Source organism: Pseudomonas sp. IT-347P (assembly GCF_949768005.1).
Taxonomy (GTDB): domain Bacteria; phylum Pseudomonadota; class Gammaproteobacteria; order Pseudomonadales; family Pseudomonadaceae; genus Aquipseudomonas.
Map to the genome: position 1 here is coordinate 564,235 of NZ_CATKPQ010000044.1, position 21,583 is coordinate 585,817.

At 58.8% G+C, this 21,583-nt stretch carries 24 protein-coding genes and 1 tRNA gene; 16 read left to right on the forward strand and 9 right to left on the reverse strand.

The genetic code is table 11. The features are described 5' to 3' along the window. Nucleotides 1-38: 38 nt before the first annotated feature. Together ACM6IV_RS18950 and ACM6IV_RS18955 are read right to left on the reverse strand one after the other, a co-directional pair. Nucleotides 39-1,016 carry a Bug family tripartite tricarboxylate transporter substrate binding protein gene (locus ACM6IV_RS18950; RefSeq protein WP_414871162.1) on the reverse strand — a complete coding sequence of 326 codons (978 nt, stop codon included), beginning with the start codon at nucleotides 1,014-1,016 and terminating at the stop codon, nucleotides 39-41. A gap of 68 nt (nucleotides 1,017-1,084) precedes the next feature. After that, on the reverse strand, nucleotides 1,085-1,243 hold the full coding sequence (locus ACM6IV_RS18955) for a hypothetical protein (protein ID WP_414871263.1): 159 nt from the start codon (nucleotides 1,241-1,243) through the stop codon (nucleotides 1,085-1,087). A gap of 236 nt (nucleotides 1,244-1,479) precedes the next feature. Here ACM6IV_RS18955 and ACM6IV_RS18960 point away from each other — a divergent pair, with 236 nt between their 5' ends. Further along, nucleotides 1,480-2,151 (forward strand): response regulator, encoded by a 672-nt coding sequence (locus ACM6IV_RS18960; protein WP_007911422.1) that lies wholly within the window; start codon nucleotides 1,480-1,482, stop codon nucleotides 2,149-2,151. Next, nucleotides 2,144-3,529 (forward strand): sensor histidine kinase, encoded by a 1,386-nt coding sequence (locus tag ACM6IV_RS18965; protein WP_414871163.1) that lies wholly within the window; start codon nucleotides 2,144-2,146, stop codon nucleotides 3,527-3,529. The genes ACM6IV_RS18960 and ACM6IV_RS18965 overlap by 8 nt, the downstream gene beginning before the upstream one ends. Before the next feature lie 18 nt (nucleotides 3,530-3,547). On the opposite strand, the gene ACM6IV_RS18970 is transcribed toward ACM6IV_RS18965, so the two are convergent. Together ACM6IV_RS18970 and ACM6IV_RS18975 are read right to left on the reverse strand one after the other, a co-directional pair. After that, on the reverse strand, nucleotides 3,548-4,369 hold the full coding sequence (locus tag ACM6IV_RS18970) for an HDOD domain-containing protein (RefSeq protein WP_414871164.1): 822 nt from the start codon (nucleotides 4,367-4,369) through the stop codon (nucleotides 3,548-3,550). Between the two features lie 35 nt (nucleotides 4,370-4,404). Next, entirely contained in the window at nucleotides 4,405-5,346 is a 942-nt protein-coding gene (locus ACM6IV_RS18975; RefSeq protein ID WP_414871165.1) for a YgfZ/GcvT domain-containing protein, read from the reverse strand. A gap of 150 nt (nucleotides 5,347-5,496) precedes the next feature. On the opposite strand from ACM6IV_RS18975, the gene ACM6IV_RS18980 reads away from it, so the two are divergent. Together ACM6IV_RS18980 and ACM6IV_RS18985 are read left to right on the forward strand one after the other, a co-directional pair. Continuing rightward, nucleotides 5,497-5,751: a succinate dehydrogenase assembly factor 2 gene (locus ACM6IV_RS18980; RefSeq protein WP_095049216.1), complete on the forward strand. Its 255-nt coding sequence runs from the start codon at nucleotides 5,497-5,499 to the stop codon at nucleotides 5,749-5,751. Beyond that, complete coding sequence (locus ACM6IV_RS18985) at nucleotides 5,735-6,187, forward strand: protein YgfX (protein ID WP_414871166.1); 453 nt, start codon at nucleotides 5,735-5,737, stop codon at nucleotides 6,185-6,187. The genes ACM6IV_RS18980 and ACM6IV_RS18985 overlap by 17 nt, the downstream gene beginning before the upstream one ends. On the opposite strand, the gene nadB is transcribed toward ACM6IV_RS18985, so the two are convergent. After that, nucleotides 6,156-7,772: an L-aspartate oxidase gene (gene nadB / locus ACM6IV_RS18990; protein ID WP_414871167.1), complete on the reverse strand. Its 1,617-nt coding sequence runs from the start codon at nucleotides 7,770-7,772 to the stop codon at nucleotides 6,156-6,158. The two genes, ACM6IV_RS18985 and nadB, sit on opposite strands and share 32 nt — an antisense overlap. A 558-nt stretch (nucleotides 7,773-8,330) precedes the next feature. Here nadB and rpoE point away from each other — a divergent pair. The 4 genes from rpoE to ACM6IV_RS19010 all read left to right on the forward strand — a co-directional run bounded on the left by rpoE (nucleotide 8,331) and on the right by ACM6IV_RS19010 (nucleotide 12,145). Further along, nucleotides 8,331-8,912: an RNA polymerase sigma factor RpoE gene (gene rpoE, locus ACM6IV_RS18995; RefSeq protein WP_003172477.1), complete on the forward strand. Its 582-nt coding sequence runs from the start codon at nucleotides 8,331-8,333 to the stop codon at nucleotides 8,910-8,912. Between the two features lie 30 nt (nucleotides 8,913-8,942). Further along, entirely contained in the window at nucleotides 8,943-9,530 is a 588-nt protein-coding gene (locus tag ACM6IV_RS19000; protein WP_116028859.1) for a sigma-E factor negative regulatory protein, read from the forward strand. Nucleotides 9,531-9,538: 8 nt separating this feature from the next. Then, nucleotides 9,539-10,504, forward strand: coding sequence for a MucB/RseB C-terminal domain-containing protein (locus ACM6IV_RS19005; protein ID WP_414871168.1), 966 nt, complete (start codon nucleotides 9,539-9,541; stop codon nucleotides 10,502-10,504). 210 nt (nucleotides 10,505-10,714) lie between these two features. Continuing rightward, on the forward strand, nucleotides 10,715-12,145 hold the full coding sequence (locus ACM6IV_RS19010; protein ID WP_414871169.1) for a DegQ family serine endoprotease: 1,431 nt from the start codon (nucleotides 10,715-10,717) through the stop codon (nucleotides 12,143-12,145). Nucleotides 12,146-12,227: 82 nt separating this feature from the next. Here the strand turns inward: ACM6IV_RS19010 and ACM6IV_RS19015 are convergent, their stop codons facing one another. After that, entirely contained in the window at nucleotides 12,228-13,661 is a 1,434-nt protein-coding gene (locus tag ACM6IV_RS19015; protein ID WP_414871170.1) for a M48 family metalloprotease, read from the reverse strand. A gap of 98 nt (nucleotides 13,662-13,759) precedes the next feature. Between ACM6IV_RS19015 and ACM6IV_RS19020 the strand changes: the two genes are divergently transcribed. Then, nucleotides 13,760-13,999, forward strand: coding sequence for a sulfurtransferase TusA family protein (locus ACM6IV_RS19020; protein ID WP_414871171.1), 240 nt, complete (start codon nucleotides 13,760-13,762; stop codon nucleotides 13,997-13,999). Nucleotides 14,000-14,029: 30 nt separating this feature from the next. Continuing rightward, entirely contained in the window at nucleotides 14,030-15,100 is a 1,071-nt protein-coding gene (locus ACM6IV_RS19025; RefSeq protein ID WP_414871172.1) for an AI-2E family transporter, read from the forward strand. Between the two features lie 138 nt (nucleotides 15,101-15,238). Here the strand turns inward: ACM6IV_RS19025 and ACM6IV_RS19030 are convergent, their stop codons facing one another. Continuing rightward, nucleotides 15,239-15,712, reverse strand: coding sequence for a peroxiredoxin (locus ACM6IV_RS19030; protein WP_414871173.1), 474 nt, complete (start codon nucleotides 15,710-15,712; stop codon nucleotides 15,239-15,241). A 10-nt stretch (nucleotides 15,713-15,722) separates the two neighbouring features. After that, the gene (locus ACM6IV_RS19035) at nucleotides 15,723-16,283 is read right to left on the reverse strand and encodes a glycine cleavage system protein R (protein ID WP_034153153.1); all 561 of its coding nucleotides are present in this window, start codon (nucleotides 16,281-16,283) and stop codon (nucleotides 15,723-15,725) included. Between the two features lie 329 nt (nucleotides 16,284-16,612). Here ACM6IV_RS19035 and dapA point away from each other — a divergent pair, with 329 nt between their 5' ends. From dapA to ACM6IV_RS19065, 6 genes are all read left to right on the forward strand, one after another. Beyond that, on the forward strand, nucleotides 16,613-17,491 hold the full coding sequence (gene dapA, locus ACM6IV_RS19040; protein ID WP_414871174.1) for a 4-hydroxy-tetrahydrodipicolinate synthase: 879 nt from the start codon (nucleotides 16,613-16,615) through the stop codon (nucleotides 17,489-17,491). A gap of 17 nt (nucleotides 17,492-17,508) precedes the next feature. Beyond that, entirely contained in the window at nucleotides 17,509-18,624 is a 1,116-nt protein-coding gene (gene bamC, locus ACM6IV_RS19045) for an outer membrane protein assembly factor BamC (protein WP_414871175.1), read from the forward strand. 6 nt (nucleotides 18,625-18,630) lie between these two features. After that, entirely contained in the window at nucleotides 18,631-19,392 is a 762-nt protein-coding gene (locus tag ACM6IV_RS19050; protein WP_414871176.1) for an MBL fold metallo-hydrolase, read from the forward strand. A gap of 28 nt (nucleotides 19,393-19,420) precedes the next feature. Then, nucleotides 19,421-20,134: a phosphoribosylaminoimidazolesuccinocarboxamide synthase gene (gene purC / locus ACM6IV_RS19055; RefSeq protein ID WP_414871177.1), complete on the forward strand. Its 714-nt coding sequence runs from the start codon at nucleotides 19,421-19,423 to the stop codon at nucleotides 20,132-20,134. Nucleotides 20,135-20,217: 83 nt separating this feature from the next. Continuing rightward, nucleotides 20,218-20,307, forward strand: a tRNA-Ser gene (locus ACM6IV_RS19060). Between the two features lie 280 nt (nucleotides 20,308-20,587). After that, entirely contained in the window at nucleotides 20,588-21,118 is a 531-nt protein-coding gene (locus ACM6IV_RS19065; protein WP_414871178.1) for a hypothetical protein, read from the forward strand. Between the two features lie 95 nt (nucleotides 21,119-21,213). On the opposite strand, the gene ACM6IV_RS19070 is transcribed toward ACM6IV_RS19065, so the two are convergent. Continuing rightward, nucleotides 21,214-21,405: a YegP family protein gene (locus ACM6IV_RS19070; RefSeq protein WP_007911387.1), complete on the reverse strand. Its 192-nt coding sequence runs from the start codon at nucleotides 21,403-21,405 to the stop codon at nucleotides 21,214-21,216. Between the last annotated feature and the right edge of the window lie 178 nt (nucleotides 21,406-21,583).

The window sequence follows — 21,583 nt, forward strand, 5'->3', positions numbered from 1 at the left end:
TCCCCGTCACCGGGAACGCAGCCGCTAGAAAGAGGCGATCACTGAATCAGGCCGAACTCTTTGGCCAGCACTTTGTAGTCCGCCACTTGCTTCTTCACGTAGGTGTCGAGTTCCGGGCCGGTCATGGCGAACGGGAACAGTTCACGCTGATCGCGCAGTTTGGCGAACTCATCGGAGGCCAGCAGTTTGTCGAACGAGTCTTTCCACCAGGCATAGTCTTCATCGCTGACTTTTGGCCCCAGGTAGAAACCGCGCACCACTGGCCAGACGATGTCGTAGCCTTGCTCGCGAGCGGTCGGGATGTCTTTCATTTCCGGCTCGTCGAGACGTTTGTCGGCGAAAACCGCGAGTAGACGCATGTCACCGCTCTGGATATGTGGCATGGAGTCGGAGATGTCGGTACTGCCGACCTGGATGTGCCCGCCGAGGAGGGCGGTGGCGATTTCGCCGCCACCCTCGAGCGCAACGTAACGCAGGTCACGCGGGTTGATCCCGGCGGCCTTGGCGATCAGTGCGGTTTGCATCCAGTCCTGGCTGCCGACGGTACCGCCGGAACCGATCACTACCGAGCTTGGATCTTTCTTCAGCGCCTGAACGAGATCGTCGAGGGTTTTGTAGGGCGAATCGCTTTTCACTGCGATGGCGCCATAGCTGGTGCCGACGGCTGCCAACCAACGCACGTTGGTTTCATCGAAGCGACCGAACTTGCCCTGGGCCAGGTTCAACAGCGAACCGCTCGACCATGCGACCAGCGTCCCGGCATCGGCCGGACGTTGCGCGACCACGGCGTTGTAGGCCACCGCGCCGACACCACCGGGCATGTAGGTCACGCGCATCGGTTTGCTCAGCAGTTTCTGGTTGACCAGTGCGCTTTGCACCAGTTTGCAGGTCAGGTCGAAACCACCGCCGGGGGAGGCCGGGGCGATACATTCCGGACGTTTCGGTTCGGCCATCAGTTGGCCGGCAAACAGCATTACGCCAGCGGCTATAGCGACTTTACGCAGTGACAGGTTCATGGTTTTCTCCACGGTTTCTTGTTGTAGGGGCTTTGCGGGAGCTGCCGCAGGCGGCGACCTTTTGATTTTCAGGAACGTTCTTCAGCACCGGCGAAGGCGTTGATCTGCACGAAGTTGATCAGATACGGGGCGCTGCCATCGACAAAAGCGGCGGCACTGGCGAGGGCGGTGTGGCTGAAACGGCAAGGGCGAGCAGGCGTGGACGCCTGAGGCTGCATGGACGGCATGCGGGTGTACTCCGTTTATTGTTTTTATGGGTCGAAAACGCTTCGAGGCGTTTTTCGTTGCGCTGTGTGGCATCAGCGACGGTAGTCGGAACTGTCCGTGGGCCGACTCTAACCAGCTAACCTTTCGCTAACCTTTCAACGGGTTTTCAAGATTTTCGGGCTTCACAGCGGCGGTCGCGGCTGTAAACTCCGCGGCAAAGCGTGGCGTTGGCCATCCCCGAACGAGGTAAAAATCCATGCGTGTTCTGCTCGTCGAAGACCATCTGCAACTGGCCGAAAGCGTTGCGCAGGCGCTCAAGAGCACCGGTCTGACCGTGGATGTGTTGCACGATGGCGTGGCCGCCGACCTGGCGCTGGGCAGTGAGGAATACGCTGTGGCGATCCTCGATGTCGGCTTGCCGCGCATGGACGGTTTCGAAGTACTCGCGCGCTTGCGCGCACGCGGCAAGAATCTGCCGGTGTTGATGCTGACGGCACGCAGCGATGTGAAGGATCGCGTCCATGGCCTCAATCTGGGCGCCGACGATTATCTGGCCAAACCTTTCGAACTGACCGAGCTGGAAGCCCGGGTCAAAGCCTTGCTGCGGCGCAGCGTACTTGGCGGTGAGCGCCAGCAGCGCTGTGGCGTGCTGGCCTATGATCTCGACACCCGGCGCTTCACCCTTGGCGAAGAATTGCTGACGTTGACGTCCCGTGAGCAAGCGGTGCTGGAAGCGCTGATCGCCCGACCGGGACGGGTGATGAGCAAGGAGCAACTGGCCTCGCAGGTGTTCGGCCTCGACGAAGAGGCCAGTCCCGATGCCATCGAAATCTACGTGCATCGTTTGCGCAAGAAACTCGACGGCCAACCGGTGGCGATCGTAACGTTCCGTGGGCTGGGTTATCTGCTGGAAAGTCGCGATGCATAAGCCCAGCAGCCTGCGCTGGCGGTTGCTGTGGAACCTCGCATCGCTGTTGGTGGTGTTGATGCTCGCCAGCGGCTTGAGCGCGTACTGGAATGGTCGCGAAGCCGCCGACACCGCCTACGACCGCACGTTGCTGGCTTCGGCGCGGACCATCGCCGCGGGGCTGTCGCAACGCGACGGCACACTGAGCGCTGATGTCCCTTACGTGGCACTCGATACCTTCGCTTATGACAGCGCCGGACGAATTTACTATCAGGTCAACGACATCCATCAGAAGCTGATTTCCGGCTACGAGAACCTTCCCGGTCCGCCGCCGGGAACGCCGCGAACGGACAGTTATCCTGCGTTGGCGCGTTTCTACAACGCCACCTACAACGGTCAGAACGTGCGCGTGGTCAGCCTGCTCAAGGCTGTTTCCGAGCCGAACATGAACGGCATGGCGGAAATCCGCGTGGCCGAAACCGACGAAGCGCGGGTGAGCATGGCGCGCAGTCTGGCCGCCGATACCTTGCTGCGCCTGGGCATGCTGGCGATCGGTGCGTTGTTGCTGGTCTGGTTCGCCGTCAGTGCCGCATTGCGCCCGCTGGAGCGCCTGCGCACGGCGGTGGAAGAACGCCAGCCCGACGATCTTCGCCCGCTGCCACTGGTTGAAGTGCAGCATGAGCTGTGGCCGCTGGTGCGCGGGCTCAATCATTTCACCGAGCGCTTGCGCGGGCAGTTCGAACGGCAGGCGCAGTTCATTGCTGATGCGGCCCATGAATTGCGCACACCCTTGGCAGCGCTCAAGGCCCGGCTTGAATTGGGTCTGCGCTCCAACGATGCCGAGGTCTGGCGTTCGACACTGGAATCCTCGGCACAAGGCACTGATCGCCTGACGCATCTGGCCAATCAGTTGCTGTCGCTGGCGCGTGTTGAGAACGGTGCCCGGGCGATTGCCGAGGGCGGCGCGCAGTTGCTCGATCTGAGTCAATTGGCCCGGGAACTGGGCATGGCCATGGCGCCACTGGCGCACAAGCGCGGGGTGGCACTGGCGCTGGAGGCGGACGAGCCGGTGTGGCTGCGCGGTGAGCCAACGTTGCTGAATGAGTTGCTGAGCAATCTGGTGGATAACGCCTTGGCGCACACGCCACCAGGCGGCAATGTGATTTTGCGGGTAACGGCGCCGGCGGTGCTTGAGGTTGAAGATGACGGGCCGGGTATCCCGCTGGAGGATCGCGATCGCGTGTTCGAGCGGTTCTACCGGCGCAATCAACAGGTGGCAGGTTCAGGGCTGGGGCTGGCGATTGTCGGCGAAATCTGCCGGGCGCATCTGGCCCAGATCACCTTGCATGATGGCGAGCAGGCGGGGTTGAAGGTGCGGGTCAGTTTTATTGGCGGGTGATTGCGGCGCGGTCCCGGATCAGTAAAACATCGTCCGCGATTCTTCCAGATCTTCACACAGCGCTTTGTTTTCCGGATCAATCCCGAGCTTTCTGAACGCCGGCACACTCAGCGGATCAATCCGCGCAAACGGATGATCAGTGTCCTTGTGGCAATACAGGCTCGCCACCTGCACCAGATCGACATAATCGATGTCAGCCGAGTCGCGTTTGAAGTCCTGATACAGCCCCGGCAACTCCACCAGCCGCTCCGGAAACTCCCACACGCGCAGCAACTTGTCGCCCAGTAACGGATGAATGTGATCGATCACATGGTTGAGGCTGACCGGATCCGACAGCAGCTCGTAGTGATCTTCGGCGTAGGTCAGAATCGGCAGCACGCCGATCTGATGCACCAGTCCGCCGAGCGCAGCCTGATCGGGTTTGAGTTGTGTGTAGCGGCGGCACAGTGCATAACTGACGCCGGCGATTTCCAGGCTCTTGCGCCAGACTTCGCGCATCTTCTGTTCGACCACCTCGGAGCGCGCGTGGAAGATCTGCTCCATCACCAGACCGATCGCCAGATTGCTGCTGTAGTTGATGCCCAGCCGGGTGATGGCGGTGTGCAGGTCGGTGACTTCCTGGGCGGCGCGCAGCAGCGGGCTGTTGACCACTTTGATCAGGCGCGCCGAGAGTGCCGTGTCACGACCGATCACTTTGCTCAGGTCGCTGACGCTGATTTCCGGGTCTTCAGCGGCCTTGCGAATCTGCAGGGCCACCTCCGGCAACGTGGGCAGAACCAGGTCATCGTTATCGATGGCCTCAACCAAATCCTGTTGGACTTTTTCCGCCAGTTCGCTCATTTAAACTCTCTAGGGTGTTGCAACAAATGCTGCGATCAGCGCTGGATTTCGCGGTCGCGATCCAGTTCGTAAGGCAGGTCGAGCAAGTGCAGCGCCGGGCCTTCAAGGGCTCCCACGTGCAAATCACCGGCTTCGGCAGCTTCGGCCTGCAGCACCGCCAGGAGTTCAATGTTTTGCCCGGCATGGGCGGCGAGCACCACTTCGCCGATGGAGCTGTTGTGGCTTGGCGCGAACAGTTGTGTGCCAGGCTCCGGCAAATCAGCAGCATCCAGGCTCAAGCGATACAGACGACGCTTGAGTTTGCCCAGGTACTGCATGCGCGCGACGATTTCCTGGCCGGTGTAACAGCCTTTCTTGAAACTCACACCACCGACCGCCTGCAGATTGAGCATCTGCGGGATGAACAGCTCGCGGGTGCTCGCCATGACCTGACCAATACCGGCACGGATCTGGCCCAGCAGCCATTGATTCAGCTCGGCTTCCGGCAGGGCTGCGGCCAGTTTGGCTTTGAGCGCGTCAGCCTGATCGGCCGGTGCCCAGAGTTCGGCGCGATCGGGCGAGACGCGAATGGCGATCAGGCCTTCGTTACGCACAACGCTGTCGGTTTCGTCTGGCAAATCCAGGCCGAGGCTGCTCAGAGCGGCGTCGCCCGACCTCAGGCCGAAGCGCACCCAGGCGGCGCTTTCGTCGGTCAGTTTCGATTTGGAGAACACCGCGTACTTTTTCAGGTCCGCCAGTTGCGGTGCAAGCAGCTCGCTGGCCATCGCCAGCACCACGCCGTCGCCTTCGAGCAGAATGCGGAAGCTCGACTGCATCCGGCCTTTCTGCGTGCAACGAGCACCGAGGCTGGCGCGGCTTTCGCTCAGGTAATTGAGGTTGCAGGTCAACTGGCCTTGCAGGAATTTTCCGGCATCCGCGCCGCGGACCGCGAGAACGCCTTCATGAGACAGGGTGCAGAAAAAAGCAGAATCGGCCATGGGTCATCGCAGGGTAAATAGACTGGGGCACATCATAAGGGGGCATGGTTGAAATGGGTAGTTGATAAAGGATCGGTGGTGCCCGACCAAAGCCGACTGTGCGACCCGCCTTGGGGCTGTATACTTGCCGGCAAATTTGAGGAGGGCTCCATGGTCGAACAAGTTGAACTGAATCGCCTCTTTTGGCACAGCCGTCGCGGCATGCTTGAGCTTGACGTGTTGCTGGTGCCGTTCGTGAAAGAGGTTTATGCCGATCTGAACGAGGTGGATCGTGCGTTGTATGTTCGCCTGTTGGAGTGCGAGGATCAGGACATGTTCGGCTGGTTCATGGAGCGCAGCGAGTCTGAAGACCCGGAACTGCAGCGCATGGTTCGCATGATCCTGGACCGTGTCCAGCCCAAGTAATGCGTTCGAATGCCGCTGGCATGCCTCACGGCAGTTGCTGGCGGCGTATCTGTCGGCCCAGGCGTTCGCACTGGGCTCCTTGTTTCTGTTTTCCATTCCACTCTGGGCCAGTCTGCTCGGGGCTTGCGCTTGCCTGCTTCACGGTTTCTGGGTGGTGCCTCGACAGATTCTGCTAAGTCATCCCACGGCGTTTCGCGGATTGCGCCGGGACGCCGATGGCTGGCAGTTGTGGAATCAGGCGGAGGGCTGGCAGGCGGTGCAGCTGCGCCCGGACAGTCTCGCGCTACCGCTGATTGTGGTGCTGCGGTTCAGATTGCGTGGGGAATGGCGGGTCAGATCGGTCTGCGTGCCGCGGGACTCGCAGGCGGCGGACTTGCACCGGCGCCTGCGAGTACGGCTCAAGTTCAGCCGGCGTAGGTGGGCGGCACCAGAATAGTGTCGAGCGCTTCGGGCAGCAGGTCCGGGTAGTCGAGGGTGTAATGCAGGCCGCGACTCTCCTTGCGCTCCATGGCTGAGCAGATCATCAGTTCGGCGACTTGTGCCAGGTTGCGCAACTCGATCAGGTCGCGGCTGACTTTATAGTTGCTGTAGAACTCGTCGATCTCGTCCAGCAGCAGACGTACGCGGTGTTGGGCCCGTTGCAGGCGCTTGTTGGTGCGCACGATCCCGACGTAGTCCCACATGAACCGCCGCAGTTCATCCCAGTTGTGCGCGATGATCACGTCCTCGTCCGAGTCGGTGACTTGGCTGGCATCCCAGACGGGCAGGGCGTTTGGCGCGGTGATATCGTCCAGTTGCGCGAGAATGTCCGCCGCAGCCGAACGCGCATAGACGAAACATTCCAGCAGCGAATTACTGGCCATGCGGTTGGCGCCGTGCAGGCCGGTGAAACTGGTTTCGCCGATGGCATAAAGACCGGGTACGTCGGTACGACCGTTTTGATCGACCATCACGCCGCCACAGGTGTAGTGCGCGGCGGGTACGACCGGGATTGGCTGCTTGGTGATGTCGATGCCGAACCCGAGGCAGCGCTCATAAACAGTCGGGAAATGGGTCTTGATGAACGCTTCGGGCTTGTGGCTGATGTCGAGATAGACGCAGTCGACACCCAGACGCTTCATTTCATGGTCGATGGCTCGGGCAACAATGTCGCGCGGTGCCAGTTCGGCGCGCTTGTCGAAACGAGACATGAAGCGTTCGCCGTTAGGCAGTTTCAGGTGGGCGCCTTCACCGCGCAGGGCTTCGGTAATGAGAAAACTCTTGGCCTGCGGGTGATACAGGCAGGTCGGGTGGAACTGGTTGAATTCCAGGTTCGCCACCCGGCAACCCGAACGCCAGGCCATGGCGATGCCGTCACCGCAGGCGCCGTCGGGGTTACTGGTATAGAGATAGACCTTGGCGGCACCGCCCGAGGCCAGAATCACGAAGCGTGCGCCGTAGGTGTCGACTTCGCCGGTCTTGCGGTTGAGTACATAGGCGCCGAGGCAACGGTCGCCGTCCATGCCCAAACGCCGTTCGGTGATCAGGTCGACGGCCACCCGTTGCTCCAGCAGTTCGATGTTCGAACGCTCTTTGGCCCGGGCCAGCAGGGTTTTGAAGATGGCAGCGCCAGTGGCATCGGCTGCATGGATGATGCGGCGGTGGCTGTGGCCGCCTTCGCGGGTCAGATGGAACTCGAATCCGCCGTCTTCAGTGCCGGACTGATCGTCGCGGGTGAACGGTACGCCCTGGTCGATCAGCCATTGAATGGCTTCGCGGCTGTGCTCGACGGTGAAGCGCACGGCGTCTTCGTGGCACAGGCCACCGCCGGCGTTCAGGGTGTCATCGACATGGGATTCGACAGTATCGGTGTTGTCGAGCACGGCGGCGACGCCACCTTGGGCCCAATAGGTCGAACCGTTGGCGAGATCGCCTTTGCTCAATACGGCAATGCGCAAATGACCCGGCAGGGTCAGCGCGAGACTCAAACCGGCAGCGCCGCTGCCTATGACCAGAACATCATGTTGGAATTGTTGGCTCATTACAGGATTCCGCTCAAAGCGACCCGGGTCGGGGGTGGGGCAAGACAGCTGGATCGGCGAGTCAAGACAGCCACACAGCCCACTAGTATATAGAGGGGGGGAGCGGCACAATAGCCGGGCCGATATGGCATTGTGAAACTACTGTGACTGAAAAATCCGTGTGCTTCGTCGGAAGTTTTTCTCCCTCGTTTGGGCAAAAGACGACTGTATCGCTGCTGAAACAGACTTTTTCTGCACAGGGTTGCCCAATGTCGGGTGGCGGCGGCTATAAATAATTGGAACTTTTGCCAAAGGCCCAAGATCAATAGTCGGTGCCAGAGATAAGGGACAGTGTCGGCTTCAGTGCGGAATCTGCGGTTGGATTCCTGCCGGCGAAACCGATGACAAGATTATTCGCGCAGCCGGTTTATCCCGAGCTGCGTTTTTCGTGCGTGCCAAATCAGAGCCCGCAGGAAACTTGCCTGGAGGGGGAGAACTTTTGCGAAAAGCCCGAGTCTATGTTTGCAAGTCTGGTCGTTTAGTTATGCAAGTCTCCTTCGGGCTTATCGAGGAGTGTTCATGCTAACCCAGGAAGAGGATCAGCAGCTGGTCGAGCGCGTTCAACGCGGCGACAAGCGAGCTTTCGATCTGTTGGTGCTGAAGTATCAGCACAAGATTCTCGGGTTGATCGTGCGTTTCGTGCACGACACCCATGAAGCCCAGGACGTGGCTCAGGAAGCCTTTATCAAGGCGTATCGAGCACTTGGAAACTTTCGCGGCGACAGTGCGTTTTATACGTGGCTGTACCGTATTGCCATCAACACGGCAAAGAATTACCTGGTTTCACGCGGCCGCCGGCCGCCGGATAGCGATGTAAGTTCCGAAGATGCAGAGTTCTACGATGGCGATCATGGCCTCAAGGATCTCGAGTCACCAGAACGTGCACTGCTGCGGGATGAGATCGAAGGCACTGTCCATCGAACCATTCAGCAACTGCCAGAAGATTTGCGTACGGCTTTAACTTTACGTGAATTCGATGGTCTGAGTTACGAGGACATTGCGAGCGTCATGCAATGTCCGGTGGGTACCGTGCGCTCCCGGATTTTCCGCGCCCGGGAGGCCATCGATAAAGCCCTGCAGCCGTTGTTGCAGGAAAACTGAGACAGCGGCGACAGCCAAGAGAGGAACGCCATGAGTCGTGAAGCCCTGCAGGAATCGCTGTCCGCAGTGATGGATAACGAAGCGGACGAACTGGAATTGCGTCGAGTGCTCAATGCACTGGATGATGTTGATACCCGTGAGACCTGGGCTCGTTACCAGATCGCTCGGGCAGCCATGCACAAGGATCTGCTGCTTCCACGTCTGGATATCGCTGCGGCAGTATCTGCTGCACTGGAAGACGAAACGGCTCCGGCCAAAGTATCTCGCAGCCCATGGCGCAACCTTGGCCGTCTGGCTGTTGCAGCCTCGGTGACTGTTGCCGTTCTGGCCGGTGTTCGCCTGTACAACCAGGACGAAATCGCTGGTGTCGAGCTGGCTCAGCAATCCAGTCAGACAACCCTGGCTACTCCACAGGTCAAGGGTCCGGCTGTTCTGGCGGGCTATAGCGAGAGTTCGGAAGCGACTGGTCCTATGGCTAACGGCGTACTGCAAGGTCAGCCAGGCTGGCACGATCAGCGTCTGCCAGGTTACTTGCGCCAGCACGCTCAGCAGGCTGCACTGAAAGGTACTGAAAGCGCGTTGCCATACGCACGTGCAGCAAGCCTGGAAAACCGTTAAGGAGGATCATGCGCGCCATACCTCTACTTTCGCTTCTGCTCAGTGGCTGGTTTGTTGTTCCAGCCCACGCTGAAGAGGCCCAGGACTGGTTGACCCGTCTGGGCCAGGCTGAGCAGCAGCAGAGCTTTCACGGTACTTTCGTTTACGAGCGTAACGGTAGTTTCTCTACTCATAACATCTGGCATCGCGTCCAGAATGGCCAGGTCCGCGAGCGTTTGCTTCAGCTCGACGGTTCGGCACAGGAGGTCGTGCGCATTGATGGACATACTCAATGCGTCAGCGGCACCCTGATTGCCGGTCTGGGGGATTCTCCCAACTCAGCCGCTCGTCCTCTCGATCCGCAAAAGCTGAAAAACTGGTATGACCTTGCCGTCATAGGCAAGTCGCGTGTGGCTGGGCGAGACGCGGTGATCGTATCGCTGACACCTCGTGATCAGCATCGTTACGGCTTCGAACTGCATCTGGACATGAAAACCGGTTTACCGCTGAAATCGTTACTGCTGAACGACAAGGGGCAGTTGCTCGAACGCTTCCAGTTCACCAGTCTCGATACTGACGAAGTTCCGTCAGACAAAGATCTGCAGGCCGATGCCGACTGTAAAGCGATTACGCTCGACAGGGACAAAGCCTCGGCGATCAAGACCGCTCAGGTCTGGCACTCTGAATGGCTGCCACCGGGTTTTGAATTGACCAGCAGCACCTCGCACAAAGATCCGGAAACCAAGACACAGGTCAACAGTCTGATGTATGACGATGGTCTGGCGCGTTTCTCGGTGTTCCTTGAACCGTTGAATGGTGCAACGGTTACCGATACCCGGACTCAGCTAGGCCCGACCGTTGCCGTTTCCCGTCGCCTGACCACGCCCGAGGGCGAAATGATGGTCACGGTGGTTGGCGAGATTCCGATTGGCACCGCCGAACGAATTGCTCTGTCGATGCGTAATACCGATGGCACTGCGACCAGCAAGCAGTGAGCTGACTTCAGTCATTACCACTTCTTCGTCGAGATGTGGATGAAATGTTTGCTGAGCATTTTCATTTGCAAATACTCCGAAAATTTTTTATAGGTCAGAGCCTCACGGCTCTGGCCTTGTTTGTTGTTCCCGGAACAAAAATGCCGGTCGGTGGTTTCCGGTGTTCCTTGCTCCATATCGCTTAACCCTGCTCGTCGTAACGGGAGCTGTATGTCGATACCAAGTTTGAAATCCTGTCTCTCCATTTTCGCCACCGTGCTGTTGCTCGGTCAGGCGGTGCCTGCTGCGCAAGCAGCCGATCTGCCTGACTTCACCCAATTGGTCGAACAAGCTTCGCCGGCGGTGGTGAACATCAGCACCACGCAAAAACTGCCGGATCGCAAAGTGAACCAGCAGATGCCCGATCTGGAAGGCCTGCCACCAATGCTGCGCGAGTTCTTCGAGCGTGGCATGCCGCCTCAGCAGCGCTCGCCGCGTGGTGATCGTCAGCGTGAAGCGCAGTCGCTGGGGTCGGGCTTCATCATTTCTTCGGATGGCTACATCCTGACCAACAATCACGTGATCGCCGATGCCGACGAAATCCTCGTCCGCCTCGCCGACCGCAGTGAAATGAAAGCCAAGCTGATCGGCACCGATCCACGTTCCGACGTGGCGTTGCTGAAAATCGAAGGCAAAGATCTGCCGGTGCTCAAACTGGGCAAATCCCAGGACCTGAAAGCCGGTCAGTGGGTTGTCGCAATCGGTTCGCCGTTCGGCTTCGACCACACCGTGACCCAAGGCATCGTCAGCGCCGTCGGCCGCAGCCTGCCGAACGAAAACTATGTGCCGTTCATTCAGACCGACGTGCCGATCAACCCGGGCAACTCCGGTGGTCCGCTGTTCAACCTGAATGGTGAAGTGGTCGGCATCAACTCGCAGATCTACACCCGTTCGGGCGGTTTCATGGGCGTGTCGTTCGCGATCCCGATCGACGTGGCGATGGATGTGTCCAATCAGCTGAAGAGCGGTGGCAAGGTCAGCCGCGGCTGGCTCGGTGTGGTCATCCAGGAAGTGAACAAGGATCTGGCCGAGTCGTTCGGTCTGGATAAGCCGGCTGGCGCGCTGGTGGCACAGATTCAGGACGATGGTCCGGCAGCGAAGGGTGGCCTGCAAGTCGGCGATGTAATCCTGAGCATGAACGGCCAGCCGATCGTTATGTCTGCTGACCTGCCGCATCTGGTCGGCGCACTGAAAGCGGGTGCCAAAGCCAATCTGGAAGTGATTCGTGAAGGCAAGCGCAAGAATGTCGAGCTGACCGTCGGCGCGATCCCTGACGAAGACAAAGAGCTGGATGCACTGCCGAAGTCGGGCACCGAAAGCACCAGCAACCGCCTCGGCGTGTCGGTGGGCGAGCTGACCGCCGAGCAGAAGAAAACCTACGACCTCAAAGGTGGTGTGGTGATCAAGGAAGTGCAGGACGGTCCTGCGGCGTTGATCGGCCTGCAGCCAGGTGATGTGATCACGCACCTGAACAACCAGGCCATCGGCTCCAGCAAGGAGTTCGGCGAGATCGCCAAGGCGCTGCCGAAGAACCGTTCGGTGTCGATGCGTGTGTTGCGTCAAGGTCGTGCCAGCTTCATCACCTTCAAGCTGGCTGAATAATCCAGCGCCAGGGTAAAAAAGAAACCGCCTCGAAAGAGGCGGTTTTTTTATGCCTGAAGCTTTTGTCTGGATGGTTTGAGGCTTAGCCCATCATGTCCTTGATCATGCGTTCCTGCTCCATCAGCTCGCGCTGGCGGGCGTCGATGCGAGACGACAACGGGAAGTTGCTGCCGGCCTTGCGCTTGGCAAAATCGAGCTGCTGGATCGCCTGACGATAATCGCCAACCAACGCGAAATACTCGGCACGCGCCTGATGCAGGCCGATGATGTTGCCCGACAAGCCGCGAGTCTCGGCGACCTGATACCAGACGTCCGGATCATCCGGGCGTGATTTGAGGAGCGCTTCCAGCGCTTTCTCGGCATCGGCAGCGCGATTCTGTTTCAGCAGCAGATCGACGCGAACCTGATTCAGCGGATAGTTGCCCGGATATTGCGTGAGCATCCGGTCAACCCGCGATTGCGCGTCGGGCAGGCGATTATTGGTAATGTCGAGGTCGACCTGGGCGAGGTTGTAAATGATTTCGTTTGGCGAGGTAGCCAACAGTTGCTTGAGGTTCTCGCGCGCCTCATTCAACTGGCCGCCCTTGATCTGCGCAATCGCCAGACCGTAGCGCGCCACGTCGTTTTTCGGATTTTCATCCAGCTGCGCACGGAAACGCTTGGCGCCCAGGCCCGGGGTTTCTTCGTAGATCAACTGCACACGGGCGCGGATCAACTGATAGCGCTTGGAGTCTTCAATGCCGCCCGGTTTGGCTTGTTCGGCACGGTTGCGAGTGTCGGCAATACGCGATTCGGTCACGGGGTGGGTCAGCAGGAATTCCGGCGGCTTGGCGTCGAAACGATACTGGCGCATCAGGCGTTCGAACATGGTTGGCATCGAACGCGGGTCATACCCGGCCTTTTCCAGATTGAGGATGCCGATGCGGTCGGCTTCCTGTTCGTTCTGGCGGGAAAAGGTGCGTTGCGACTGAATCGCTGCGGCCTGCGTACCGGCGATGGTCGCGATTCCGGCATCGCCGCCGCCGGCTGCCGCAATGACGATCCCGGCAAGCAGCGCGGCCATCATCGGCACCTGCATCCGTTGCGAGGCTTCGACGCCTCGCGCGAAGTGGCGTTGCGACAAGTGCGCCAGTTCGTGCGCCAGTACCGAAGCGTATTCACCCTCGGTCTGCGCATTGAGGAACAAGCCGCCGTTGACCCCGACCACGCCGCCCGGCGCTGCAAAAGCGTTGAGCTGCGGGCTATTGATCAGAATGAATTCAAGGCGTCGGTCAGTGACCTGGCTGGTCTCCACCAGCTTGTACACGCTGGATTCGACGTAGTCTTTTAGTTGCGGATCGTTGAGCTGTGAAACCTGGCTGCGCAACATGGCCAGCCAGGCGCGGCCCAGCTGGTATTCCTGTTGCGGCGAGACAATGGCAGAACTGGCGTCGCCGAGTGACGGCAGATCGTCGGCAAAGCCTGGTGAGGCGAGCAGGCAAGCGAGCGTCAGCAGGGTAGGGCGCAGAAAAGTCATGCACAAAGCCTTAGAAGACAAAGACCTTACTGTAGCCGGACACCGGAGCTGCGACCAGATATTCTAGGCAGCTCGACGACCTGAACCGGAGTGATGGAATGATTGACGCTGTAGCCCATGACGTGGAACTGGACGCCAGTGGCCTGAATTGTCCATTGCCGTTGCTCAAGGCAAAAATGGAACTCAACAAACTCCCGAGCGGTGCCATCCTCAAGGTCATCGCGACCGACGCAGGTTCGCAGCGCGACTTCCGCACCTTTGCCAAATTAGCCGGTCATACGCTGCTGCGCGAAGAAGACGACGCAGGCGTCTACCGTTACTGGTTGAAAAAGGCCTGAAGCCGACAGCGTTAAATCTAAGGATTATTGATGTTCAAAGTGTTACGCGACTGGATTCAGCGCTACTTCTCCGACGAAGAAGCCGTGGTGCTGGCGGTGCTGCTGTTTCTCGCCTTTACCGCGGTGCTCACGCTTGGCGGCATGCTCGCGCCGGTGTTGGCGGGGATGGTGCTGGCGTATTTGATGCAGGGCCTGGTGGTCACGCTCGAACGTCTGCGCGTGCCGGGTGGTATGGCGGTAGGGTTGGTGTTCGCGTTGTTCATGGGCGTGCTGATGCTGTTTATTGTCGTGGTGCTGCCGTTGCTCTGGCATCAGTTGATCACGCTGTTCAACGAGCTGCCGGGCATGCTCGCCAAATGGCAGTCGCTGCTGTTGCTGTTGCCGGAACGCTATCCGCACCTGGTGTCCGACGAGCAAGTGCTGCAGGCGATCGAAGCGGCGCGCGGCGAGATCGGCAAGTTCGGCCAGTGGGCGCTGACATTCTCGCTGTCGAGTCTGCCGCTGCTGGTGAACATCATGATCTATCTGGTGCTGGTCCCGATTCTGGTGTTTTTCTTCCTGAAAGATCGGGCCATGATCGGCGAGTGGGTACGCGGTTATCTGCCGCGTGAACGTGCGCTGATCACTCGGGTGGCGCAGGAGATGAACCGGCAAATTGCCAATTACATTCGCGGCAAGGTCATCGAAATCGTGATTTGCGGCGGGGTGACCTACATCGCGTTTGTCGCCCTCGGACTCAACTATGCGGCGCTGCTGGCGTTACTCGTCGGTGTATCGGTGGTGGTGCCGTATGTGGGCGCAGTGGTGGTGACCGTGCCGGTGCTGTTGATCGCATTGTTCCAGTGGGGCTGGAGCGATCAGTTCATCTATTTGATGGCGGTGTACGGAATCATCCAGACACTGGATGGCAACGTGCTGGTGCCGCTGCTGTTCTCGGAGGCGGTCAATCTGCACCCGGTGGCAATCATCTGCGCGGTGCTGTTGTTTGGCGGGTTGTGGGGATTCTGGGGCGTGTTCTTTGCGATCCCGCTGGCGACGCTGTTCAAGGCTGTACTCGATGCATGGCCGCGCAAGGAACCGGTGGTGGCGCCACTGCTGTAGCGGTTGATGCAAATTGTTTGGTGACACTTGGGGCCCATTCGCGAGCAAGCTCGCTCCCCATTGGACTTGTGAGCGCCACAGATCCAATGTGGGAGCGAGCTTGCTCGCGAAGGCGTCAGTGAGGGCGACGCAAAACCATCAGGCTTTATTCAGATCCTGAGCAGCTGCCAGAACCGCATCCACATGCCCCGGCACTTTCACGCCGCGCCATTCCTGACGCAGCACACCGTCCTTATCAATCAGGAAAGTGCTGCGATCAACGCCCAGGTATTCCTTGCCGTACAGCTTCTTCAGCTTGATCACGTCGAACAGCTGACAAACCGCCTCGTCCTTGTCGCTGATCAACTCAAAGGGAAATTCCTGCTTGCCCTTGAAGTTCTCGTGGGACTTCAGACTGTCGCGCGAAATGCCGAAGACTTCTGTGTTGGCAGCCTTGAACGCTGCATGTTGATCACGGAAGCCCTGACCCTGAGTCGTGCAGCCCGGGGTGCTGTCCTTCGGATAGAAGTAGATCACCACCTGCTTGCCCTTCAGGGCAGACAGCTTGACAGTCTGCCCGCTGGTGGCAGGTGCTTCGAAATCGGCAACCGGTTGGTCGATGACAACGGCCATGAAAGCTTCCTTACATTGGGTTCTGTGGGCGCCAAGGCTCGATCAGCGCGTCCAGGTTCATCGCGTCGGAGAAGTCGAGAAACTGGTCGCGCAGCCAGCTGATCTGGGTGCCGGCCGGCAGGGTCACGGTGAACGTGGCGTTGAGCATGGTGCCGCCGGTCTGCGGCGCCTGATACGTGTCGCAGGTCAGGTTTTCCAGTTCGACATTGTGATCCATGAAGAACTGGCACAGCTCATTGATGATGTCCGGGCGATACGCCGAGCTGACATACGCCACATACGGCAGGGCCTGCGGACGATTTTCCAGCGGCGCGCTGCGCACCACATTGGCGGTAAAGGCGTGTTTCTTGGCCAGGCCCGGCAGGCTGCCTTCCAGGCGGGCGAGAGCGTCCCAGCTGCCGGAGACCTCAAGGACCAACGCGCTGCACTCGCCATGGCGAGTCAGACGCGAAGTAACCACGGCGCAGCGATTTTCATGGCTGGCGCGGCACAGGACGTTAGTCAGCTCCATGGGGTTGGCGCCGAGGGCACTGATGACAAGGAATTGTTCGCGAACTGTGGGGGTGGACATGCAGCATTCCTAAAGCGATGAGCGGTCGGTAGGTTTACGGGCGTTGGCCACCGGGAAGTGCCTGTTCGGCTGTCCATATAAAGAACCCCGGCAAGCGCTCGCGGCTCGCTCCACTGTAGCGGGAGCGCCTCGATGCGACGCAGGAACGAGGTCTGGGAGGCCACAAAGGGAGGCTGGAACCCGGTGTACAAGCTGATCAGTACCGATCAAAGTCTGAAGGGTAGCGAAAAGCGGCGCCAAGGGGAATGGCGGCAGCGCAGTACTTCGCTTGTGCAAGCATCTTGGCGCCAGTACCATTACCGCTCTCTTTTTCCGGCAGGAGCGGTTTCATGATTGCGGGCAGTATGGTGGCACTGGTCACTCCCATGGATGCACAAGGGCGTCTTGACTGGGACAGCCTCAGCAAACTCGTGGACTTCCACCTCAAGAACGGCACCCATGCCATTGTCGCAGTCGGTACGACCGGCGAGTCGGCAACCCTTGATGTAGAAGAACACATTGCCGTCATCAAAGCCGTGGTCAAACAGGTTGCCGGGGCCATTCCGGTCATCGCCGGTACTGGCGCCAACTCGACCCGCGAAGCCGTCGAGCTGACCCGCAACGCCAAGGAAGCCGGCGCCGATGCCTGCCTGCTGGTCGTTCCGTACTACAACAAGCCGACTCAGGAAGGTCTGTACCAGCATTTCAAGCACATCGCTGAAGCGGTCGACATTCCGCAGATTCTCTATAACGTCCCTGGCCGCACGTCCTGCGACATGCAGGCCGAGACCGTGATCCGCCTGTCCACCGTGCCGAACATCATCGGCATCAAGGAAGCTACCGGCGACCTGAAACGCGCCAAAGCGATCATCGATGGCGTGAGCAAGGATTTCATCGTCCTGTCCGGCGATGATCCGACCGCAGTCGAACTGATCCTGATGGGCGGCAAAGGCAATATCTCCGTTACCGCCAACGTCGCGCCGCGCGAAATGGCCGACCTGTGCGAGGCTGCGCTCAAGGGCGACGCCGACACCGCACGGGCAATCAACGAAAAACTGATGCCGCTGCACAAAGACCTGTTCATCGAAGCCAACCCGATTCCGGTGAAGTGGGCTTTGGTGGAAATGGGCCTGATGCACGAAGGCATCCGCCTGCCATTGACCTGGCTGAGCGCACCTTGTCACGAAACGCTCCGCTCGGCCCTGCGCCAGTGCAGCGTCCTGGTTTAATTGAGGAAATACAACGCATGAAGCGAATGGCCGGACTTTCCGCACTTGCCTTGATTATCTCCAGCACCAGTGGCTGCGGATGGGTCTGGGGGCCGGAAGGTTATTTCCGCGACCGTGGTAGCGATTACCTGCAAGCGCAACAGACTGCACCGATGCAACTGCCGCCGGAAGTCAGCACGTCCAAGCGTCTGGATCCGCTGCTGCCGATCCCGCGTAACGTCGCTGATGACACCGAGAAGGGCGAATACATTGTGCCGCGTCCTCAGCCGCTGTCGACCGTTGCCGATGCCAGCGATTACTCGCTGCAGAAGAGCGGTGACTCGCGTTGGGTCGTGGCCCAGCACCCACCGGCCGAAGTCTGGCCAGTGGCAGTGCAGTTCTTCCAGGACAACGGTTTCCGTCTGGACGAGCAGCGCCCGCAAACCGGTGAATTCACCACCACCTGGCAGCACTCTGACGAACTGTCCGCGTCCATGGCCAAACGCCTGAGCGCCGCCGGTATCGCCAGCGACAGCGAAACCCGCGTGCGTGTGCGGATCGAGCCGGGCGTGCAGCGCAACACCAGTGAAGTCTACGTGGTCAGCGCCGAGCGTCCTGCCGGCAGCACTGCCGACGTCGCCTTCACCAACCGTTCGGTCAACACTGGCCTGGACGCGGCGCTGGTCGACGACATGCTCGCGAGCATGAGCCGGATCTCCGAGAAGGGCGGTTCGGTGTCGATGCTGGCCTCGCGTGATTTCGATACGCCGAGCCGTGTCAGCCTCAGCGAAGACGGCAGCGGCAACCCGGTGTTGAACGTCGGTACCGATCTGGACCGCGCCTGGTCAAGCGTTGGCCGTGCACTGGAACAAGGCGAATGGCGCGTTGAAGACATCAACCGCAGCCTGGGCCTGTACTACATCAACCTGGCCGAAAAGGCCGAGAAGAAAGACGACAAGCCTGGTTTCTTCAGCAGCCTGTTCGGCAGCGCGCCGAGCAAGGAAGAGGTTGAAGCCCGTGCCGAGCGTTATCAGGTTCGCCTGAGCAAGGTTGGCGAGAACATTCAGGTGACCGTCGAGAAAAACATCAACACCGTCGCGCCGGCTGAAGTGGCGCGCAAAGTGTTGAGCGTGATTCAGGACAACCTGGGCTGATCAATCATGCGTTTTGCCGTTCTCGGCAGCGGTAGCCAAGGGAACGGCACGCTGATCGCCAGTGCTGATACGTATGTGCTGGTGGATTGTGGTTTTTCCCTGCGGGAAACCGAAAAACGCCTGTTGCGCCTGGGTGTGAACCCGGCGCAACTGAGCGCGATACTCGTAACCCACGAACATGCCGACCACGTGCATGGCGTGGGTTTGCTGTCTCGGCGCTACAATCTACCGGTCTACCTCAGTCGCGGCACACTGCGCGGGATGCGCAAACCGATTGAACCCGCAGGCTTTCTCGCCGGTGGCGAGCAGCTGCAGATCGGTGCACTGAGCATCGGGGTCATTGCCGTGGCCCATGATGCGCAGGAGCCGACCCAGTACGTCTTCAGTGATCACGAGCAGCGGCGCTTCGGCCTGCTGACCGACCTGGGGTCCTACTGCGAGCGGGTGCTGGACGGTTACCGGGACCTCGATGCGTTGATGATCGAGTCCAACCATTGCCGCGACATGCTGGCCCGTGGTCATTACCCGTACTTTCTCAAGCAGCGGGTGGGCGGCGAGCTGGGACATTTGAACAACCATCAGGCGGCATTCCTGGTGTCCGAGTTGGGCTGGCAGGGTCTGCAACACCTGGTCCTCGCCCATCTGAGCAGCAAGAACAACCTGCCGCAGCTGGCCCGGCAATGTTTTGTCGACACCCTCGGGTGCGACCCGGACTGGCTGCAACTGGCCGATCAAGATTCAGGGCTCGACTGGCGCCACATCGCCTAGCCCACCTACTTAGCAAGCGGAGCCCATCATGGAAAAACGTGAAGAACTCTACCGCGGCAAAGCCAAATCGGTTTACAAGACCGATGACGCTGACCGCTTGATCCTGCTGTTTCGCAACGACACCTCGGCGTTCGACGGCAAGCGCATCGAGCAGCTCGACCGCAAAGGCATGGTCAACAACAAGTTCAACGCCTTCATCATGCAGAAACTCGAAGCGGCCGGCGTACCGACCCAATTCGACAAACTGCTGGGCGACAACGAGTGCCTGGTAAAGAAACTCGACATGATCCCGGTCGAGTGCGTCGTGCGTAACTACGCTGCCGGCAGCCTGGTCAAGCGTCTGGGCGTCGAAGAAGGCCTCAAGCTCAACCCTTACACCTTCGAGCTGTTCCTGAAGGACGACGCCAAGGGCGATCCGTTCATCAACGAATCCCATGTTGTGGCGTTCGGCTGGGGCACCGCCGAGCAACTGGCTCGCATGAAAGAACTGTCGCTCAAGGTCAATGAAGTGCTGACCCAGCTGTTCGACGACGCCGGTCTGCTGCTGGTCGACTTCAAGCTCGAATTCGGCGTGTTCAGCGACGGCTCCATCGTCCTCGGTGACGAGTTCAGCCCGGACGGTTGCCGTCTGTGGGACAAGGACACCAAGAAGAAGATGGACAAGGACCGCTTCCGCCAGGGCCTCGGTGACGTTATCGAAGCCTACGAAGAAGTCGCCAATCGTCTGGGTGTACCGCTTTAATCGACGCAAGCATCTGATAGCACGAAGAAAATTTCGAAAGAGGGTTTGCTTTCGGTAAAAGTGTTGTTATGATGCGCGCCGTTGGAGAGATGCCAGAGTGGCCGAATGGGACGGATTCGAAATCCGTTGTACCTTCACCGGTACCTAGGGTTCGAATCCCTATCTCTCCGCCATTACATAGAAAAAGCCCCGTAGATGAAAATCTGCGGGGCTTTTTTGCTTATCAAATATTTTTATTTAAAGCACATAGCTCTGCTTCTTGGGCCTTCATTTGTTGCATCCTTCTCAGCCTTGTGCGCTACAACCTTACCCACTGTCAGCTTTACTTTGATAGCGGCGTGGGAGCACAGGATGGCAAACAGCTTCGATTAAATGTGAAAATCCGATGTTGTTTCAATATTGGTCGGGTGACTTCCAATGCACCCTCGTCGTAATTTGAATGGAGTCAATGTTTTGAGCCAGACGCTAACGGCTACCGCTGAAGTTCTCGAAATACTGAGAAAGAGGAGAGAGGTCAAAGAGAATCGAATCAGCTCAGCTGCAAGCAGGCAGAAACGGTTTGAAGCTGACGTTGAAAAACTCATAGCGCAGGTACAGGGCTGGTTCCAGCCACTTCTGACGTATGGCGTGAGTTCAACAATTAGTGAGTCGCTTGTTTCTTGTAACTTTGGTCTTGGTGAAGTCGAGATAGGTGTCAAGAAGCTTGAGATTCAGGGTATTGACGAAGGCTTGGTGTTGTCAGTTTCCGGAGTCTATCCGGGTTGCGAACAGGCAAAGAATGGAGTGTTTTTTGCCGAGTGCCCGCTTTTCGATAGGGTCGACCTCGTTTTTTGGCCGGAGCCTATCAGTAGAAAATACGATGCAGCTTGGTATGTCCTACAAAAAACTGATGCAACCCTAGAGAGTCCAGCGTACCAAAAATTTGATGAGCAACTGGTAATGACGTGGTTTAAGTCAATCCTCACAGAAGAATCCGGCGCCTAGTCTTCCAGTTACGGTTCTCCAGGTCCTTGCAAGTTGAAAAGCCTTCATAGATAAAATTCTATGGAGGCTTTTCTTTTGCAGGTCAACCCAAGATATTAAATCTCCTTCACCGGCGTCTCCCCCTGCACAGCCTTGATCAACCCGATCACATGCAGGCAATCCGCCTTGTTCACATAAGACTCGCCACTGGCAATGGTCTCGTGGTTACCCGCCCGCAATCTCCAGCGCCATTGCCCTTTGCCGGTGCTCGGGGTGCCTTTGGATTGCCTGTAAATCTCGAAATACATTCAATTCGCTCCATGCGATTCATTTGTGCGACAGCCTGTGTGGCGCATGGTCGCAAGCCTAGCGCAGACGGGTTTTTTGGCTATCGGACATTTGTTTCCAATCGTTGGCGGATGTTTCTGAAGACCGCGAGGTAGAGCGCAGCAATTGGCCTGTGGATTGGCCAAAATGACGCCATCC

Excerpts from the sequence above, each read along its gene's own strand:
- ACM6IV_RS18950 (WP_414871162.1), bottom strand. The coding sequence starts at position 1,016 with ATGAACCTGTCACTGCGTAAAGTCGCTATAGCCGCTGGCGTAATGCTG.
- ACM6IV_RS18955 (WP_414871263.1), bottom strand. The coding sequence starts at position 1,243 with ATGCCGTCCATGCAGCCTCAGGCGTCCACGCCTGCTCGCCCTTGCCGT.
- ACM6IV_RS18960 (WP_007911422.1), top strand. The coding sequence starts at position 1,480 with ATGCGTGTTCTGCTCGTCGAAGACCATCTGCAACTGGCCGAAAGCGTT.
- ACM6IV_RS18965 (WP_414871163.1), top strand. The coding sequence starts at position 2,144 with ATGCATAAGCCCAGCAGCCTGCGCTGGCGGTTGCTGTGGAACCTCGCA.
- ACM6IV_RS18970 (WP_414871164.1), bottom strand. The coding sequence starts at position 4,369 with ATGAGCGAACTGGCGGAAAAAGTCCAACAGGATTTGGTTGAGGCCATC.
- ACM6IV_RS18975 (WP_414871165.1), bottom strand. The coding sequence starts at position 5,346 with ATGGCCGATTCTGCTTTTTTCTGCACCCTGTCTCATGAAGGCGTTCTC.
- ACM6IV_RS18980 (WP_095049216.1), top strand. The coding sequence starts at position 5,497 with ATGGTCGAACAAGTTGAACTGAATCGCCTCTTTTGGCACAGCCGTCGC.
- nadB (WP_414871167.1), bottom strand. The coding sequence starts at position 7,772 with ATGAGCCAACAATTCCAACATGATGTTCTGGTCATAGGCAGCGGCGCT.
- rpoE (WP_003172477.1), top strand. The coding sequence starts at position 8,331 with ATGCTAACCCAGGAAGAGGATCAGCAGCTGGTCGAGCGCGTTCAACGC.
- ACM6IV_RS19000 (WP_116028859.1), top strand. The coding sequence starts at position 8,943 with ATGAGTCGTGAAGCCCTGCAGGAATCGCTGTCCGCAGTGATGGATAAC.
- ACM6IV_RS19005 (WP_414871168.1), top strand. The coding sequence starts at position 9,539 with ATGCGCGCCATACCTCTACTTTCGCTTCTGCTCAGTGGCTGGTTTGTT.
- ACM6IV_RS19010 (WP_414871169.1), top strand. The coding sequence starts at position 10,715 with ATGTCGATACCAAGTTTGAAATCCTGTCTCTCCATTTTCGCCACCGTG.
- ACM6IV_RS19015 (WP_414871170.1), bottom strand. The coding sequence starts at position 13,661 with ATGACTTTTCTGCGCCCTACCCTGCTGACGCTCGCTTGCCTGCTCGCC.
- ACM6IV_RS19020 (WP_414871171.1), top strand. The coding sequence starts at position 13,760 with ATGATTGACGCTGTAGCCCATGACGTGGAACTGGACGCCAGTGGCCTG.
- ACM6IV_RS19025 (WP_414871172.1), top strand. The coding sequence starts at position 14,030 with ATGTTCAAAGTGTTACGCGACTGGATTCAGCGCTACTTCTCCGACGAA.
- ACM6IV_RS19030 (WP_414871173.1), bottom strand. The coding sequence starts at position 15,712 with ATGGCCGTTGTCATCGACCAACCGGTTGCCGATTTCGAAGCACCTGCC.
- ACM6IV_RS19035 (WP_034153153.1), bottom strand. The coding sequence starts at position 16,283 with ATGTCCACCCCCACAGTTCGCGAACAATTCCTTGTCATCAGTGCCCTC.
- dapA (WP_414871174.1), top strand. The coding sequence starts at position 16,613 with ATGATTGCGGGCAGTATGGTGGCACTGGTCACTCCCATGGATGCACAA.
- bamC (WP_414871175.1), top strand. The coding sequence starts at position 17,509 with ATGAAGCGAATGGCCGGACTTTCCGCACTTGCCTTGATTATCTCCAGC.
- ACM6IV_RS19050 (WP_414871176.1), top strand. The coding sequence starts at position 18,631 with ATGCGTTTTGCCGTTCTCGGCAGCGGTAGCCAAGGGAACGGCACGCTG.
- purC (WP_414871177.1), top strand. The coding sequence starts at position 19,421 with ATGGAAAAACGTGAAGAACTCTACCGCGGCAAAGCCAAATCGGTTTAC.
- ACM6IV_RS19070 (WP_007911387.1), bottom strand. The coding sequence starts at position 21,405 with ATGTATTTCGAGATTTACAGGCAATCCAAAGGCACCCCGAGCACCGGC.